At 67.4% G+C, this 16337-nt stretch carries 12 protein-coding genes; 6 read left to right on the forward strand and 6 right to left on the reverse strand.

Features of this window, described 5'->3' with window-relative positions; all coding sequences use genetic code 11:
- Positions 1–259: 259 nt before the first annotated feature.
- The 4 genes from M1P99_RS23470 to M1P99_RS23485 all read right to left on the reverse strand — a co-directional run bounded on the left by M1P99_RS23470 (position 260) and on the right by M1P99_RS23485 (position 4224).
- Positions 260–892, reverse strand: coding sequence for an MBL fold metallo-hydrolase (locus M1P99_RS23470; RefSeq protein ID WP_304454743.1), 633 nt, complete (start codon positions 890–892; stop codon positions 260–262).
- Positions 889–1974: an S-(hydroxymethyl)mycothiol dehydrogenase gene (locus tag M1P99_RS23475; protein WP_304454744.1), complete on the reverse strand. Its 1086-nt coding sequence runs from the start codon at positions 1972–1974 to the stop codon at positions 889–891. Before M1P99_RS23475 ends, M1P99_RS23470 begins: the two co-directional genes overlap by 4 nt.
- Positions 1975–2084: 110 nt before the next feature.
- Entirely contained in the window at positions 2085–2975 is an 891-nt protein-coding gene (locus M1P99_RS23480; protein WP_304454745.1) for a LysR substrate-binding domain-containing protein, read from the reverse strand.
- Positions 2976–3381: 406 nt separating this feature from the next.
- Positions 3382–4224: a S1 RNA-binding domain-containing protein gene (locus M1P99_RS23485; RefSeq protein ID WP_304454746.1), complete on the reverse strand. Its 843-nt coding sequence runs from the start codon at positions 4222–4224 to the stop codon at positions 3382–3384.
- 292 nt (positions 4225–4516) lie between these two features.
- Between M1P99_RS23485 and M1P99_RS23490 the strand changes: the two genes are divergently transcribed.
- The 6 genes from M1P99_RS23490 (at position 4517) to M1P99_RS23515 (ending at position 13042) form a co-directional block, all read left to right on the forward strand.
- Positions 4517–4720 carry a cold-shock protein gene (locus M1P99_RS23490; protein ID WP_179820163.1) on the forward strand — a complete coding sequence of 68 codons (204 nt, stop codon included), beginning with the start codon at positions 4517–4519 and terminating at the stop codon, positions 4718–4720.
- Between the two features lie 237 nt (positions 4721–4957).
- Positions 4958–6403 carry a DEAD/DEAH box helicase gene (locus M1P99_RS23495; RefSeq protein ID WP_304454747.1) on the forward strand — a complete coding sequence of 482 codons (1446 nt, stop codon included), beginning with the start codon at positions 4958–4960 and terminating at the stop codon, positions 6401–6403.
- Between the two features lie 161 nt (positions 6404–6564).
- Positions 6565–7146 carry a dihydrofolate reductase family protein gene (locus M1P99_RS23500; protein ID WP_304454748.1) on the forward strand — a complete coding sequence of 194 codons (582 nt, stop codon included), beginning with the start codon at positions 6565–6567 and terminating at the stop codon, positions 7144–7146.
- A 28-nt stretch (positions 7147–7174) separates the two neighbouring features.
- A complete protein-coding gene (locus M1P99_RS23505) occupies positions 7175–7552 on the forward strand; it encodes a YciI family protein (protein ID WP_304454749.1) in 378 nt (125 codons plus the stop codon).
- Complete coding sequence (locus M1P99_RS23510; RefSeq protein WP_304454750.1) at positions 7549–8781, forward strand: RNA polymerase sigma factor; 1233 nt, start codon at positions 7549–7551, stop codon at positions 8779–8781. The genes M1P99_RS23505 and M1P99_RS23510 overlap by 4 nt, the downstream gene beginning before the upstream one ends.
- Positions 8782–9871: 1090 nt before the next feature.
- On the forward strand, positions 9872–13042 hold the full coding sequence (locus M1P99_RS23515) for an RNA 2'-phosphotransferase (RefSeq protein ID WP_304454751.1): 3171 nt from the start codon (positions 9872–9874) through the stop codon (positions 13040–13042).
- Positions 13043–13205: 163 nt separating this feature from the next.
- Here the strand turns inward: M1P99_RS23515 and M1P99_RS23520 are convergent, their stop codons facing one another.
- Positions 13206–14552: a pentapeptide repeat-containing protein gene (locus M1P99_RS23520; protein WP_304454752.1), complete on the reverse strand. Its 1347-nt coding sequence runs from the start codon at positions 14550–14552 to the stop codon at positions 13206–13208.
- A gap of 641 nt (positions 14553–15193) precedes the next feature.
- Positions 15194–16276, reverse strand: coding sequence for an IS630 family transposase (locus M1P99_RS23525; RefSeq protein ID WP_304453806.1), 1083 nt, complete (start codon positions 16274–16276; stop codon positions 15194–15196).
- Positions 16277–16337 lie beyond the last annotated feature (61 nt).

Genomic DNA, 16337 nt, shown 5'->3' on the forward strand with positions numbered 1-16337 from the left:
ACTCCCTGCGGGACCCCCGATCGGCCGGGGACGCCCGAACCGTCGCGACCGGGTGCCGCCCGGACCTGTTCGAGTCATCGCGTGCCCGGTCGGCGCGCCTCCCGGTCCCAGAGCCCCGGGGAACCGCCCGCGGCCGGTCGGCGGTGGGCGCCTCCACCGACCGGCCCTCCCCCCGTCCGCCGCCATCGCCCCTGGGGCGCGACGCGCAGGGCGGGGCCGCCACCCTCGACCGAGAGCCTCCGGCTCCCGTCCTTCGTGATCAGTGACCGCGGTCGATCCACTCCTGCAGGTGGGGCGCCTCCGCGCCGATGGTGGTCGACCCGCCGTGGCCGGTGTGCACCTCGGTCTCCGGCGGCAGCGTCAGCAGCCGGTCGCGGATGGACCCGACGATGGTCGGGAAGTCCGAATAGGACCGTCCCGTCGCCCCCGGACCGCCCTGGAACAGGGTGTCGCCGCTGAACAGCGCCCCGAGCTCGGGCGCGTACAGGCACACCGCGCCGGGCGCGTGCCCCGGTGTGTGCAGCACGGTCAGTTCCGTCCCCGCGACCTTGACGGACTGCCCGTCGGCGAGCTCGCCGTCCGGCCCCCGCTCGGGGTGGGTCATGTCCCACAGCACCCGGTCGTCCGGATGCAGCAGGATCGGTGCGCCGGCGGCCTCCGCCACCTCCACGGCGGCGTTGACGTGGTCGTTGTGGCCGTGCGTGCAGACCACGGCCACCACTCGGCGCCCGTCCACAGCCGCCAGGATGGCGTCCGCGTCGTGCGGGGCGTCGATGACCACGACCTCGTCGTCGTCACCGATCAGCCAGACGTTGTTGTCGACCTCCCACGATCCGCCGTCCAGGGTGAAGACCCCGGTCGTGGTCAGGTGGTCCACCCGTGCTCCGCTCACAGCCGCACTACCGACCGCAGGACCTCGCCGTGCTCCATGCGGCCGAACGCCGCCTCGACGTCGCCCAGGCCGATCTCCTCGGTGACGAAGCCGTCCAGGTCCAGTCGGCCCTGCTCGTACAGGTCGATGAGCATGGGGAAGTCGCGGGAGGGCAGGCAGTCGCCGTACCACGAGGACTTCAGTGCGCCGCCGCGGCCGAACACGTCCAGCAGCGGCAGCTCCAGGCGCATGTCCGGAGTGGGCACGCCCACCAGCACGACCGTGCCCGCCAGGTCGCGGGCGTAGAAGGCCTGCTCGTAGGTGTCGGGCCGACCGACCGCGTCGATGACCACGTCGGTGCCGAACCCGCCGGTGAGCTCGCGGATCGCCTCGACCGGGTCCTTCTCGCGCGCGTTGACGGTGTGCGTGGCGCCGAAGCCGCGCGCCCAGTCGAGCTTGCGCTCCTCCAGGTCCACCGCGATGATCCGCGACGCTCCGGCCAGGTTCGCCCCGGCCACCGCGGCGCTGCCCACGCCGCCGCAGCCGATGACGGCGACCGAGTCGCCCCGGCCCACACCGCCGGTGTTGATGGCGGCGCCGATTCCCGCCATGATGCCGCAGCCCAGCAGCCCGGCCGCGGCCGGGGAGGCGTCGGGGTCCACCTTGGTGCACTGCCCGGCGGCCACGAGGGTCTTCTCGGCGAAGGAGCCGATGCCCAGGGCGGGGGAGAGCGCGGTGCCGTCCTCCAGCGTCATCGGCTGAGTCGCGTTGTGGGTGTCGAAACAGTACTGGGGACGGCCCCGGCGGCAGGCGCGGCAGTCACCGCACACCGCCCGCCAGTTGAGGATCACGTAGTCGCCGGGCGCGACGGTGGTGACGCCCTCGCCGACCGACTCCACCACGCCCGCGGCCTCGTGCCCGAGCAGGAAGGGGTACTCGTCGCTGATACCGCCCTCCCGGTAGTGCAGGTCGGTGTGGCACACCCCGCAGGCCTGGACGGCGACGACGGCCTCGCCGGGCCCGGGGTCGGGGATGACGATGGTGGTCACCTCGACGGGCTCTCCCTTGGCCCGGGCGATGACTCCGGATACTCGTTGTGGCATGGGCAGGCGCTCCCAACACGTGGCTGCCGCGCGACGCCGGTGCGCGTCGCCCGGGGCCTCACCATGCACCACAGCGAGTGAACATGTCCAACATGTGAGAGGTCTGGGATTCAGGAGTCCGAGTCATGAATGGGGTGCTCGGCGCGCAGCAGGTCGACGAAGGCCCGCGTCGCCGTGGAGGGGCGCGTGCCCCCGGGCAGCGCCAGGCCCACCGCCCACCGGGTCCCGCCGGGCAGCGCCGTGCTGCGCAACCCCTCGGCCTGCGGTTTGTCCAGGACCGGCCGGGGGACCACCGCGACCCCCATGCGCCGGTGCACCAGGTCCAGCAGCGTGTAGACGTCGTTCACCTGTAGCGCCACCCGACGGGTGATGCCGAAGTCGGCGAAGGCCCGGTCGGCGCAGTCGCGGGCGCCCCATCCGGGATGCAGGTCGACATACTCCTCGTGCGCCAACCGCGCGAGCACGTCCCCGGAGTCCAGGGGGTGGTCGGGAGCCGACAGCAGCATCATCGGCTCCTCGGTGATGCGCAGGATCCGCACCCCCTCGCCCTCGCGCAGAGTGCCCGCCACCAGAGCGGTGTCCAAGCGGCCGGCGCGCAGCTGGTCCAGGAGCTCGCCGGTCGCCTCCTGCTGGAGGTTGAGCGTGACGTCGGGGTGCAGGGCGCGGTAGCGGTGCAGCAGCGGGACCGCCTCCACCACACCCATGCACTGCTCGGTGCCCAGCGACAGCGTGCCCCGCACGCTCTGGTCGTCGGCGACCAGCTCCCGCAGTCCGTCGGCGGCGGCCAGGATGCGCTGGGCCTCGGCGAGCAGCAGGCGCCCCGTCGGTGTGGGGGTCACCCGCCGGGTGGTGCGCAGCAGCAGTTGGGCGTCCAGATCGCGCTCCAGGGCGCGGATCGACGCGGACAGGCCCGACTGGGTGATGCCGAGGTACTCGGCGGCGCGCGTGAAGTGCTGCTCCTCGCACACCGCGGCGAAGTGCCGCAACTGACGTAGCTCCACGCGGCACAGACTACGGCCTGCCCGCCCCGGCCCGGTCTCCTCGCGTGACGGCGGCCGCAGACCGCCGCCTTGGTGCCCGTGTACACACTCATACCGGCCGAGGCCGTCGTGTTGGTGACCGCGGTGGGTTGCGGTGTGCTGGGACCGCTCGCGGTGTGGATCGACCAGGGCCGGCCGGTGGAGGTCCGCGACACCAAGGTCCGGGCCCTGCCGGTGTCCCTGCTCCTGGCCCGGACGGCCTCGCGGTCGAAGGTGCGCGCGTCGTGGGCGGCGGCGGAGATCTGGGCGAGGGAGCGGTCCAACAGGGCGCCCAGTGCGGCCAGGGGCGGGCCCGGGGGACGCAGGTTCGGGGGGGTTGGGGGTTCGAGAAGCCATCGTCGGCATCCTGGCACAGGCGCGTGCGCCCTCACCGGCCGCCGGAGACCTGGCGCATCGAGAGGGTGAACCGTCGCCGCTCCCGTTCGAGCGTGGTGACCACCGCCGTGACCTCGTCGCCGACCCGGACGAGGTCCTCCGGGTCCGTCACGGGAGCCTCCGGCAGTTCGCGCAGCGGGATGAGCCCGACCACTCCGACGGTGATCTCGGCGAATGCACCGATCGGGGCCAGCTTGACGATCCGTCCACGTACCTGCCGCCCCACCTCCGTCCGGTCGGCGAACGACTGGAAGGGATCGGGTCGGGTCGCCCGCAGCGACAGCCGGGCCTCACCGTTCCAGGTGTCGAAGGCGAGGAACTCGCACCGGACGCGCTCGCCGACACTGACGATCTCCGTGGCGTGCCGCACTGTGCACCAGCTCAGTCCGGAGTGGGAGACGAACCCGACGCCGGGGAAGACGGGGTGGCCGGGGCCCTCGTCCAATGCCACGAACACGCCGAACGACTCGATCGACGCGATCGTGCCGGAGACGAGCTCCCCAGGGCACCGACCCTTCAGGAACCGCCAGAGTTCCGGGTTCTCCGTGGCCGCCGTCGACAGGCGGATCCGGGCGTTCTCCCTGTCCACGGACACGACCTCCGCCGTGATCCGCTGACCGACCCGCAGCACCGCTTCGGCCGACCGGCGCCACGACAGGTCCTGGGACACGATCTCGCCCAGCGGGGGCCCGGCACATCCGTCCAGGGCCACCGACGCGTCCCGATATGCGCGCACCGCGGTGACGGTCCCGCCGAGGACGTCCCCGACCGCGACCGCGGCCAGAGAATCCTGGTCCCACTGCTCGTTGCCTGCCCCGTTCCGTGTTCCGTCCATGGCCTCATCCTGCCAACGGGGCCCCGGACCGAACGGGCCGGACCCCCACACCCGCCCAGGCGTGGGGATATTTGAGAAAATCCTGGTCGACACGTTTTCCGCCTGTTCGTTACCACATCCGCCGGTGTCCTTCGACACACCGGAAAATCCGCGCAGGATGACTTTCCTGTGCTAAGTTTCAGGGAGTTGCAGTTGTGGCCCCCGATGGACAGACATCCGTTCGGGAGATCACCGCGGTGACGGAAAATCGTCATCCGCGGTTTTCTTCATGCTCCGAACGAGAGGTATCCATATGGCGACCGGTACGGTTAAGTGGTTCAACGGCGAAAAGGGCTTTGGCTTCATCGAGCAGGACGGCGGCGGCCCCGACGTCTTCGCCCACTACTCGAACATCCAGGCCACGGGCTACCGTGAGCTGGCCGAGGGCCAGGCTGTGCAGTTCGACGCGACCCAGGGCGCCAAGGGCCCCCAGGCCGAGAACATCACCCTGATCTAGGGGAGTTCGCTCTCCCCCAGCGGTGGTGCCCGCCCTTCGGGTGCCGGGCCCACCGCTTTTTTCTGTGCTCCGCCGGATTCTCCGCCGTCGATCACCGACAGGCACCGGCGCCCTCCGCACCCCGGAACACTCCGGACCGGTGCGGTCATCCGAGTTGTTTCCTCCGGCGTACCCGGTTTCCCCCTGCGAGGCCAGAAGGCCTCCCGCCCGGCCAGCGCCGTCGGCGAAAGGCCCCACATGAGTCAGCCCTACCGCACTGCTACAAGCCGCAACCGCACCGCTCGGCCCTTCGGCCGGCAGCGTCCCCACGCCCCCCAGCGCTCCCAGTCCAACGGGCGCGGACGCAGCGGCGGCCCCTCGGGAGAGTTCGCTCTTCCGACCACCGTCACCCCGGCGCTCCCGCCGGTGGAGACCTTCGACGCGCTCGACATGCCCGAGCCGTTGAAGCGCACCCTGGCCCGCCAGGGTCTGACCACCCCGTCCGAGATCCAGGCGGCGACCCTGCCCAACGCCCTGGCCGGGCGTGACGTTCTGGGCCGCAGCCGGACCGGTTCCGGCAAGACGCTGGCCTTCGGGCTCGCGCTGCTCGCCAAGCTCCAGGGAACGACGGCCGAGCCCCGGCGCCCCCTCGCCGTGGTCCTCGCGCCGACCCGTGAGCTCGCTCAGCAGGTCACCGAGGCGCTGGACCCCTACGCGCGGTCGGTGGGAGTGCGCGCGACCACCGTCGTCGGCGGCATGCCCATCCACCGCCAGGCCCGCAGCCTGCGCCAGGGCGTCCACCTCGTGGTGGCCACCCCCGGCCGTCTGCGCGACCTGATGGAGCGCGGCGACTGCGTCCTGGACCAGGTGGAGTCCGCCGTCCTGGACGAGGCCGACCAGATGACCGACATGGGCTTCATGCCCCAGGTCACCGCCATCCTGCAGCAGATTCCGGCCGGCGGCCGGCGCATGTTGTTCTCGGCGACCCTGGACCGCAACGTCGACACGCTCGTCCGCCGCTTCCTCAACGACCCGGTCGTGCACTCGGTCGACCTGTCCGAGGGCGCCGTCTCCACCATGGAGCACCACGTCATGCACGTGACGCACATGGACAAGCAGGACATCGTCACCCGGATCGCCGCCCGTGAGGGCCGAGTGATCATGTTCCTCGACACCAAGCGCGCCGTCGACCGGATGGCCGACCACCTGCTGGCCAACGGCGTCCTCGCCGCGCCCCTGCACGGCGGTCGCAGCCAGCCCCAGCGGACCCGCACGCTCGACCAGTTCAAGCGAGGCGACGTCACCGCGCTCATCGCCACCAACGTGGCGGCCCGCGGCATCCACGTGGACGGTCTGGACCTGGTGGTCAACATCGACCCGCCCACGGACCACAAGGACTACCTGCACCGCGGCGGCCGTACCGCCCGTGCAGGGGAGTCCGGCAACGTGGTCACGCTGGTGCTGAACAACCAGCGACGCGACATGACCCGGCTCATGAGTCGGGCCAAGATCGAACCGCAGATGCTGCGGGTGGACGTCGCCAGCACGGATCTGGCCAGGGTGACCGGGGCGCGCGAGCCTTCGGGCGTGCCTGTCACCGTGGCGTCGACCGCCACCCGTGAGCGGCGCCACGGCTCGTCGCCGTACGGATCGGGACCGCGCGGATCCGGTTCGCGCGGACCGCGCAGGCGCCCGCGCCGCTGATCGGCCACGGCCGCTGAAGCCTGAACGGGGCCCGGGAGCGATTCTTCGCTCCCGGGCCCCGTTTTTCGTCCACGCGTGTCTGTTGGGCCCCCTCCGCCTCGTCATCACCATGTCGGTCCGCACACCGCGGCCCGGGAGACCACGAGACGAGGAGCAGGACCATGGGAGAGATCAGCGTCTTCGAGAGCGTCACCCTGGACGGCGTGCTGCAGGGCGTGGGACGCCCGGACGAGGACACACGCGGCGGCTTCGGCCACGGAGGATGGGGCGACGGGTTCGCCGACGAGGTCATCGGGCGGTTTGTGGGCTCCAGGATGGAAGGGACGGGTGCCCTGCTGTTCGGGCGCCGGACCTACGAGGACCTGCTGGGCCACTGGACGTCGGTCCCCGAAACGAACCCCTTCACCGAGGTCCTGGTGAACCAGCGCAAGTACGTCGCCTCGCGCGACGCGGACACCGCACTCGCCTACCCCCACTCCACCCCGGTGACCGGTGACGTGACCGAGGCTGTGTCCGGGATCAAGCGCGACGTCGAGGGTACGATCACCGTGCTCGGCAGCGGAGAGCTCGTGCGGTCCCTGCACGCCGGGGGACTGGTCGACGAGTACGTCCTGTTGATCCACCCGATCGTGCTGGGTTCGGGAACCCGGCTCTTCGGCGCGGCCGACCGCGCCGACCTCGTGCTGGAGGAGTCGGTGACGTCCACGACCGGTGTCGTGATCGCGCGCTACCGGGCGAAGTGAGCGTGCGGCTCGGAGGAGGGACCGGACCATGCGGTACATGCTGATGCTCCACTACGGCGAGGAGACCGACGAGTCGATCGGCGAGGAGGCGATGGCCGACGGCATGCGGGCCTTCGCCTCCTACGCCGCGACCCTGGAGCAGGCCGGCGTCCTCGTGAGCGGCCAGGTGCTGCAGCCGTCCACCAGCGCGACCACGCTCACCCTCGTCGACGGGGAGCCCCGGATCCAGGACGGTCCGTTCGCCGACACCAAGGAGCAGCTCGGCGGCGTGATCGTCATCGACGTACCGGACCTGGACGCCGCCCTGGACTGGGCGCGACAGGCCCCGCCCGCTGAGTGGGGCACCGTCGAGATCCGGCCCGGCGCGGTGCACACCGAGGCCGGGGTCTGGGTTCCGTCGTCATGACCAGGGCGACGGCCGGGCCGGCGTCGGCCGCCGTCGAGCGCACCGCGCGGACCTCCTACGGTCGGCTGGTGGCGCTGTTGGCGGCCCCGACCGGCGACCTCGAACTCGCCCAGGACACCCTGGCGCAGGCGTTCGAGCAGGCCCTGACCGCGTGGCCGCGCGACGGCGTCCCGGACAACCCCGAGGGCTGGCTGCTGACGGTCGCGCGCAACCGGCAGCGGGACCTGTGGAAGTCGGCCGCCTACCGGCGCAACCAGCCGATGGAGGCCGCCACCGGCACCGGCGCGGACGCCGTCTCGCCCCTGGACGGGCTCGATCCGGACGCGATACCGGAACGGCTGCTGGCGCTGCTGTTCGTCTGCGCGCACCCGGCGATCGCCGCGACCGCGCGCACACCACTGATGCTGCAGACCGTCCTCGGATTCGACTCCGCCGACATCGCCCGGGCCTTCGCCGTACCCGCCGGGGCGATGTCCCAGCGGTTGGTACGAGCCAAGAGGCGCATCCGCGACGCCCGGATCCCGTTCGCCATCCCCGGGCGGAAGGCCATGCCCGAGCGGCTGCCGCCGGTGCTCGAAGCGGTCTACGGCTGCTACGCGCTGGCCCGGCCGGGCCCGACCGACGGGGACTCGCTCGCCGGAGAAGCGCTGTACCTGGCCGTCACGACCGCGACCCTGCTCGGCGACGAGCCCGAGGCCTGGTCGCTCGCGGCGCTGGTCGCGCTGTCCTCGGCACGGGCGGTGCCCGAGGGCACCTATCGTCCGCTGGACGAACAGGATCCGGCCGGGTGGGACCGGTCGCTCATCGCGCGGGGTGAAGAGTACCTGCGACGGGCCGAACGCCCCGGCCGGGTACCGGGCCGTTTCCAGCTGGAGGCGGCGATCCAGGCCGTGCACTGCGATCGGAGACGTACCGGGCAAGTCGACTGGCCCGCGCTGCGCACCCTGTACACGGCACTGGCCGCGGTGGCGCCGAGCCTGGGTGCCCGCGTCGCCCACGCGGCGGTCGTGGGACGCACGGACGAGCCCGAGCACGGTCTGGAGCTGCTGGACGCCCTGCCGGCCGAGCGCGAGCGGTTCCAGCCCTTCCACGCGACCCGGGGAGACCTGATGGCCAGCCTGGACCGGCCGGACGAGGCCGCTGACTCCTACGCGACGGCGGCGGAACTCAGCGACGACCGGGCCGTGCGAGCCTTCCTCCGGCAGCGCGCCGCGTCACTGGGGGAGTAGGGGACGCGGGGCTTTCGCCCACATGCCCTGCCACCGACGTGCCTTGGGACCACCGGCACGGTTGGTGGGAGGTGTTGCTGAGGTTCCTGACCAGGGCGTCGTGACCATCGGACTTCTCATCCGATGGCCGCAGGTTCGAATCCTGCCGGGTGCGCCACAAAACCCCAGGTCAGACGGGGTGCACGAGTCGAACAGGCTAGGCGCGAGGCCCCGTTCGGGGCCTGAAATGCTCCGTGTGTGCTCCCCAGTGCAAGGTCCAGTACAGGTGGGGGCGGACCTCGCGGAGCATTTTGCCATCCCGTGACCCTGTGGGCGCCGGGCCGGGACAGCCCGCGTCCGCCCACCAGCGCCCCACAGCCGCCGCGCCACGGGCAATCCCGGGCCTGTGCGCACGCTGCCCCAACAGGTACGACAGCCGCCCATGTACCCCGACAACAGCGCCACGGCCCACTACGCGGTACGCCCATCTCACGAATCCGCTGGATCCCGGCCCAAAGCCGACGGCAACGGGGGCCGGACCGTCGGAGGCGCCCCCATCCGCCCAGTCAGAACCTGAGCGGCGGATCGTCGGATCCAGCACATAGAGTCACCCGCGCCCTGCACAGCCCGCATATCAGAAGACCCCTTTGACTCACTGCACCCCGCTTTGTCCGGTCAACGTCGAAGACCATTTTCACGAGCTGCGGCCCTTGTGCAGGGGAGCGCGGTACGCCTGAACTCGCGCCCAGGCCGCCCGTCACACTACGCCAGCTCTGTCGGAGGACTGCTCCTGTGGCCGCAAGAGCAGCCCTGGCCCGTATGCGATGGCGAAACACTACGACGGTATGACACCACCAACCCTACGAGTGACGGTAGGTGATCCCGGCAGGAGAACCTCCATCCCACACGGAACGAAACAACGACTGGCGGCCTCGACCGCCAGAAGGAGCAGGGCGTCTACTCTTGGAGTCAGAGGTCCGGCCAGAGGGATCACCAGAGGCTCAAGCGGGGAAGGGAGGAGAGAAGGCGCGAAGCGTCTCTGCTCTCGACAAGCACATCCGCGCTGTGAGGAATGACAACCGGAGAGAAGGCCTCAGCCCTGGGAGGCGGATTGCAAGCACGTTTCACCCCATCAGCCCTGGCAGCACAACTCACCAGGGTGAAAGGCGGCGCGCCCCCACCTCTCGACTCCCTTGAGCTTTCCAACCGTGAACTCAGGGACTTCGTGGAACAAGAATTTCCCGAGCTCGCCCATCTCCTGCTCTGGATCGGCTACGATTCCCTTGACGAAGCCATCCGAGATTGGGTCAGACTCCGCAGTCGGTCCTGGGTATCGAGCGTGGTCATCGTTCCCCAAGGAACCAAGACGCTGTTTCAGCAGTGGCGCGATGTCTTGGGCGACTCTGTCAGCAGTGCCCTCGCTTTCGAAGCCCTCGTCTTCGAGAGCAACCTGTGCAGGCTGGCGGCGCAAGCAGCCCAGAACCGTTACCCGGGTATGCACTACGCCAAGACCCTTCACGTGGTCCGGCAGCGTGTGGCCCTATGCCTGTGGGCCATGGCCCTGCAAATCAACTGGCGACGTCCCGTGGTGTTCTGCAGGCTCCTGCGCCTGACACGAGTCTATCTGGCGGACATCGTGCACAACAGCAGCCAGACCGACAGTCAGGGTCGCTACCAGTTTTCTGGGCGGCTGGGGCAGTCCTCGGTCCTGATCGCCAGGTTCGAGCCCGTGAGCAACGCCGATCTTCAAGAGTCGGCCAAACAGATCGACCATTCGATCCTAGAAGGCAATTCCGCCGAGGACGCAGTCCCCTATCTCCTCGAGTCCTACCTCCGACTGCACGACAACACCGGAGACCGCGAGTACCTAGGTCATGCCATAAAGGTCGACCAACGCCACGCCCCAACCTGCCAACGCAACGCTGCTTGGCTTCTGAACCTCGCCGAAGTGTGGTTGAGGTTGGCGGATGGGCGCCCCCAGGACCAGCGGAACCAGAACTACTTCGACGAGGCCGAGCGGACCCTCGTCTTGGTGAAGGATGCGAAACCGGACGAGGAGGTCCGACAGGCAATCCTGCGGTGTGTGCTGTCGAAGGCCCGCAGGGCGCCCCGTATGCTGCCCTTCCTTCACCTTGAGCTGCGGCACCTGAAGAACCACTTCGGTATCGGTGAGCACTTCCACAGGTTCGCCGGGAAAGGAGACCTCCCTGCCGCCTCGCTCCCGGGTGCACTGGTAGATGAACTCGAACAGCGCTTCGCTTCCTCGACCGACCCCCTCGTTCGAAGATTGCTTTCCAACTGCCTGCGCGCCTACGCAGATCTACCCAGAGTCCCGGAAGAAGAGCGAAGGAACCGGCTCCGCCAGGCCATCCGGCTCCAAGAAGGCGACAACAACTCCTTTCCGCTTACCGATGAGCTCAGCAGACTGCGCCACGCGGACGATCTCCTGGAACTGTCCTACCTGGACGGGGACCGGAGTCTGTGGAGGGTCGGGATCAGCCGACTTGTCAAAGAGGCGTCACGTCACACGACCTCCAGTGTGCCGTTGGTCCGGCTCGGACGGGATGCCGAACGGGGCGGCGCGGTCACCCCCAAGGACAAGGGCAAGTTGCTGCACGATCTTGGCAGCGTCAACGACGCCAAGCGATGGGTCCGGGCCGTAGCCGAACGCGACGCAAACTTCTTCTACCGAGAGGCGGCTCAGCGAGCAAGCGGCAGTCCGGATCTGGTCCACCATAACCTGGGAGGGCGCAGCAACGTCATGACTGTCGAGGACTACCTGGGTTTCACCAGCTCCACCCTGGTGTTCAAACCTACCTCCCAGGTCTGTTTCAACCGAGATGAGGAAGCCTCGGCGGCGGTGAGCCGCACCTTAGCCGAGATGGATTCAAATGGCCAATTCGGTATCAGTGAGTACATCACCACCATTCCCTATGAGAAGACCTTGTACCGTCAGCCCAAGCGCGCCAATCTACAGGAACACGAGATCGTTACCGTTCGCCGGTTCGAGCACGGCCAGGTATTAGCTAACTTGCTGTCCGCCGAGAATCCCGAACTGTCGCTAAAGTTGCTGAAGCGCACAGCGATCTTCCTCGCCTACACCCACAGTTCCCGTGGCCTTCAGAGAGGTGTGGGGAAGGTACGCAGCAGGGTGCGCAACGAAGTCCGCCAGTGGTTGCGCGGCATGCTGACCAACCACCCGACGGAAGTAGTCAATGCGACATTCGACGACTGGTGGTCCCTCCTCGCCCGTCTCGATCTTCCCGCAGTCCGCCGCCGGGACGCACACGCCTTCAATTGGCTGGTCACGGACGACGAACGGATCATCGCGGTCGATTTGGAGGCGGCGGACTACCGGCCCCTCGGGTACGAACTAGCCCAGATGACCGATGACGTCCCGGCACTGCCTGTGAACCGATGGGACCTGCGCCGTCAGATAGTCGAGACGTACCTGCACGCTCTCTCCCACAGTACCGGCGAAGACCTCTCCGACCTCTTGGAGAGGGTGTGGGAGTCCTACCGTGTATCCCTGCTGGCCCGCGTGGTCCGAGGGCTTAGCTCCGGAGACGGTTCGCCCGGTGCTCGTGAACACGCCGAGGCACTACTGGACGAGATGAGCACGCGTCCAGAGTGGGGGGAGAGCCACACCTTCGCTACCCGGTTGCGCCAAGGCTGGGCCGAGCGTCGTGGCACCTACGACCATGCCCCGTTGCGGGGACTGAGGGAAGGGCGCCGACGCCGGATCAGCCGTACGCTCGCCTACCTGTTGCGGCACAACAGAGAACTGCCCATGGACAATTACGGCTGGGCGCGCCTGGAGGACGTGGCGCAAATGCTGGCCGTCTCTTATAGTCGGTTGAATGTCTCCGAGGACGAGTTGATCCGAGTCTCCCTAGCAGTGGATGAGACCCGTTTTGATGTACGAAACGGCAGGATACGTGCCCTATACGGGCACTCGCGGAATGTATGCACCGACCATGAACCCAGCACCCCAGACAGCGCCCTTTACCACTCCACGGCTATGTCTTCGCTCCAGGCAGTTCTCGAACGAGGTGAGGGGCTGCTCCCTATGTCACGCCAGTGGGTCCACATGACAACTGACCGTGACACGGCCATCCGGGTAGGACGCCGACACGGCCCTTCCGTGCTCCTGGCCTTGGAGGACCCGATCGCCCATGGTCTGATCTGCCGTTTCGCGGGAGGCACCACCTGGCTGGTGGGGCAGGTCCCCTCGCCCGCACTGAGAGTGGTTCCGCTCTACGAACTGTTCGCCACAATCTGAACCTCTGGTCGAATCGGAGAATGCCTGGTACTGCGACCGACGAGCGGCCGTCAGCCGATCGACGCTTGTCATGAAAGATCGAAGCTAACGGCCAACGCCACGCGAAATAGTCCGCAGTCAGCTTTAAGAATCCGACAAGAACTTCTTGCGCCGCGGTCAGTCTTCACTTCAAACCTTGTCCGCCCTGTCTATTCTTCCATAGGGCAGGAAGAACGATTACTTGGGAACCTCCTTTCTCAAGAGATCCCAAGAGACCAGATGGAGGCGTTCCTACTGCATCAATGAAGCTCACCTGACCACCCGAGAACACGGAATTTCTGAAGCTCACATGCCCACCAGAGAACACGGCGAGGCGGAACTTCACTTGACTACCCGAAAATCCAGCGCCACTAAAGCTAACCTGACTTCCAGAGAACGAAGAACCACTAAATGTCACTTCACCGCCGGAGAAAACAGCAAGACTAAAGTCCACTTGGCTACCCGAAAATTCAGCGCCACTGAAGTCCACCTGACTGCCAGAAAAACGAGCACCCTTGAAACCCAAAGAGCCCCCGGTGAACCTTGCACCATTAAAGTCAACTCGACCCTTAATGAATCTCACGAGATCGAAAGAAAGTTGGCCGCCGACGAATGCGGAACGATCGAAGCGCACAAGCTCACTGGCGAATCTAGCCCGATCAAATTTTACTTGGCCGGAGATAAACTTGGCATTTTCAAAGCTCACCTGACAACTGAGAGTAGAAAATCGGAAATACACTTGAGATCCGGCGAACCTAGCGAAGCGAAAGGACACCCGTTCTCCACAAAAATCGGCACCGTCAAAGCTGACTTGGCCACCGCTGAACGTAACTCCATCGAAGGACATTCGACCTTTGAACCTTGCGAAACGGAATGAAACGTATCCGCCCGTAAACTCAGCACCGTGGAAGCTGCCGCCGTCAAATTCCACACCAGTGAAGTCGTAATTCCTGCCACGCCATCGAGTAGGTTCGCGTAGGTGGTTGCCAATGACACGGATGACAGTATGGCGCACTTCCCGGAACGCGGCAAAATCCAGTTTGCGTGCGCGGTGTTCCTCACGCCGCGCCGTGGTAGTTTTCTTGGGAAGCGGATCGGGTGCGAGATCGTAGGGCATACGCAGATACGCGCACAAAACGTCGATTACCATCTGCACCAGCTCATCGGAGGGCGCATCGTCAGCCAGGTGCGCCAGGGCATGGATGGCACCCAAGCGCACAGCCGCGTGCTCACTTCCGAGCTCGCTGTAGGCGGTGGTAAAGCGCTCGTTGAACAGCTTGGTGTCTTCACGAACAACCGTCAACTCCGCTCTCTGCGCCTCAGCTTCGACGGCGCGCTGGCGCCGATAGGCGATAACCAACAGCGCGACGCCTCCCAAACCGGCAACGATTGCAAAGGCGCGGGTGGTGATCGCTTCCAGGCCCTTCGGGGTCAGGTCGTCGGGGGGCTCCCAGCGAGGGGTCTCCAATACGAGCCAGGCCAAGCCAGTCATGACCGCAACCGCTCCGGCGGCTATGAGCCAGGCCGCAATGATCAGCCAGACCAGGTGGGCTGGGGCCCCTCGCCGCCGGGTCAGCCCTGCCGCTCCGCCAACTAGCAGTAGCGGGCAGACCCCAAGAGCGACGAGACGGAGTGCTTGATCGGCAGTGAGGTTGAGCAAGTCCCACGCTGCTGTGGTCAACGGCCACAACGCGACCGCAACTCCGGATGCTCCGAGCGTGACAGACGTCAAAGATAGGGCACGTAGGTTGACCTGTGTCTTCAGGTGTTCCGTCCACGTCCTTGGACGTCCTTCTGGTAGTGATGCTCCGGGGGAATGGTTTGGGGTCATGGTATGACCGTAGCCAATTAGATGCAGCGACTATGGTCCTTCCCTGAGTCGGGCAACGAGCACTTCCATCCACCGAGCCCCCACCATCAACCTGGGCTGCGCCCCTCTGTCCTATTACCTGCCCTGGCCAGTACACCGGGGATGCAGCTCTCCATGGAGCAAGAAGCTCGATTCCGGCCCGGGCCCGGAGATCGTCAGAACCCACCCTAGGGGCGCAGGGTCATGGCCTGCTTCTGCTGCCCGGCGTACGACCTAGGGTCCTCTCACGACCGAAGGCGCGACTAGTGTTCTGATTGGTTAGTTCACTTGCTGATGCGTTGGCAGTATGAGGCGATGCTGTCGAGGATCTCCTCTGCGGTCTTGGTCCACACATAGGGTCGGGGATTCTCGTTCCAGGACGCGGCCCAGGTGCGGATGTCCTTCTCCAGGGCCTGGACGCTGCGGTGGGTGCCGCGGCGGATCAGCCGGTTGGTGATCTCGGCGAACCACCGCTCGACCAGGTTCAACCAGGAGGAACTGGTCGGGATGAAGTGCAGGTGGAACCGGGGGTGGCGCAGTAGCCACCTTTGGATCTCGGGGGTCTTGTGCGTGGCGTAGTTGTCCAGGACCAGGTGCACCTGCAGGTCCGCGGGGACCTCGCGGTCGATCTTGGCCAGGAACTTCTTGAACTCGATGGCGCGGTGGCGGCGGTGGATCGAAGTGATCACCTGCCCTGTGGCGGTGTCCAGCGCGGCGAACAGGCTGGTCACCCCGGCACGCACGTAGTCATGGGTGGCCCGCTCGGGGGTGCCGGGCATCATCGGCAGCACCGGCTGGGTGCGGTTGAGCGCCTGGATCTGGGACTTCTCGTCCACGCACAGCGCCACCGCCCGTTCGGGCGGGTCGAGGTAGAGGCCGACGACGTCGCGGACCTTGTCGATGAAGAACGGGTCGGTGGAGATCTTGAACTGTTCCCGCCGGTGGGGCTGCAGGCCGAAGGCGTTCCAGATGCGCCACACCGCGTTCTGGGTCATGCCGGTGTGCTGGGCCATGGAGCGCGTGGACCAGTGGGTGTCAGGGGCGGGTGTGCTCTCCAGGGTGGCGGCCACCACCGCCTCGACCTGGGCGTCGGTGATCGTGCGCGGCCGTCCGGGCCGGGGTTCGTCGGTCAGGCCGTCCAAGCGGTGCGCGATGAAGCGCTGGCGCCACTTGGTCACCGTGGGCGCCGATACTCCTACCGCGCGGCGGACCTGGGCGTTGGACAGGCCTTCGGCGCAGGCGAGCACGATCCGGGCCCGCAGGGCCAGGTCCTGTGCGGTCTTGCGTCGTCTGACCCACCGCTGGAGCTCGGCGCGTTCTTGGTCGCTCAGCTCCAGCGGGGGCAGCTTCGGTCCAGGAGCACTCATCCTGCAACCATAAACGAAATAACCAATCAGAACACTAGGGCCTGTTTGGTAACTGGTGTGA

The sequence above is a fragment of the Nocardiopsis sp. YSL2 genome, from assembly GCF_030555055.1.
GTDB lineage: Bacteria > Actinomycetota > Actinomycetes > Streptosporangiales > Streptosporangiaceae > Nocardiopsis.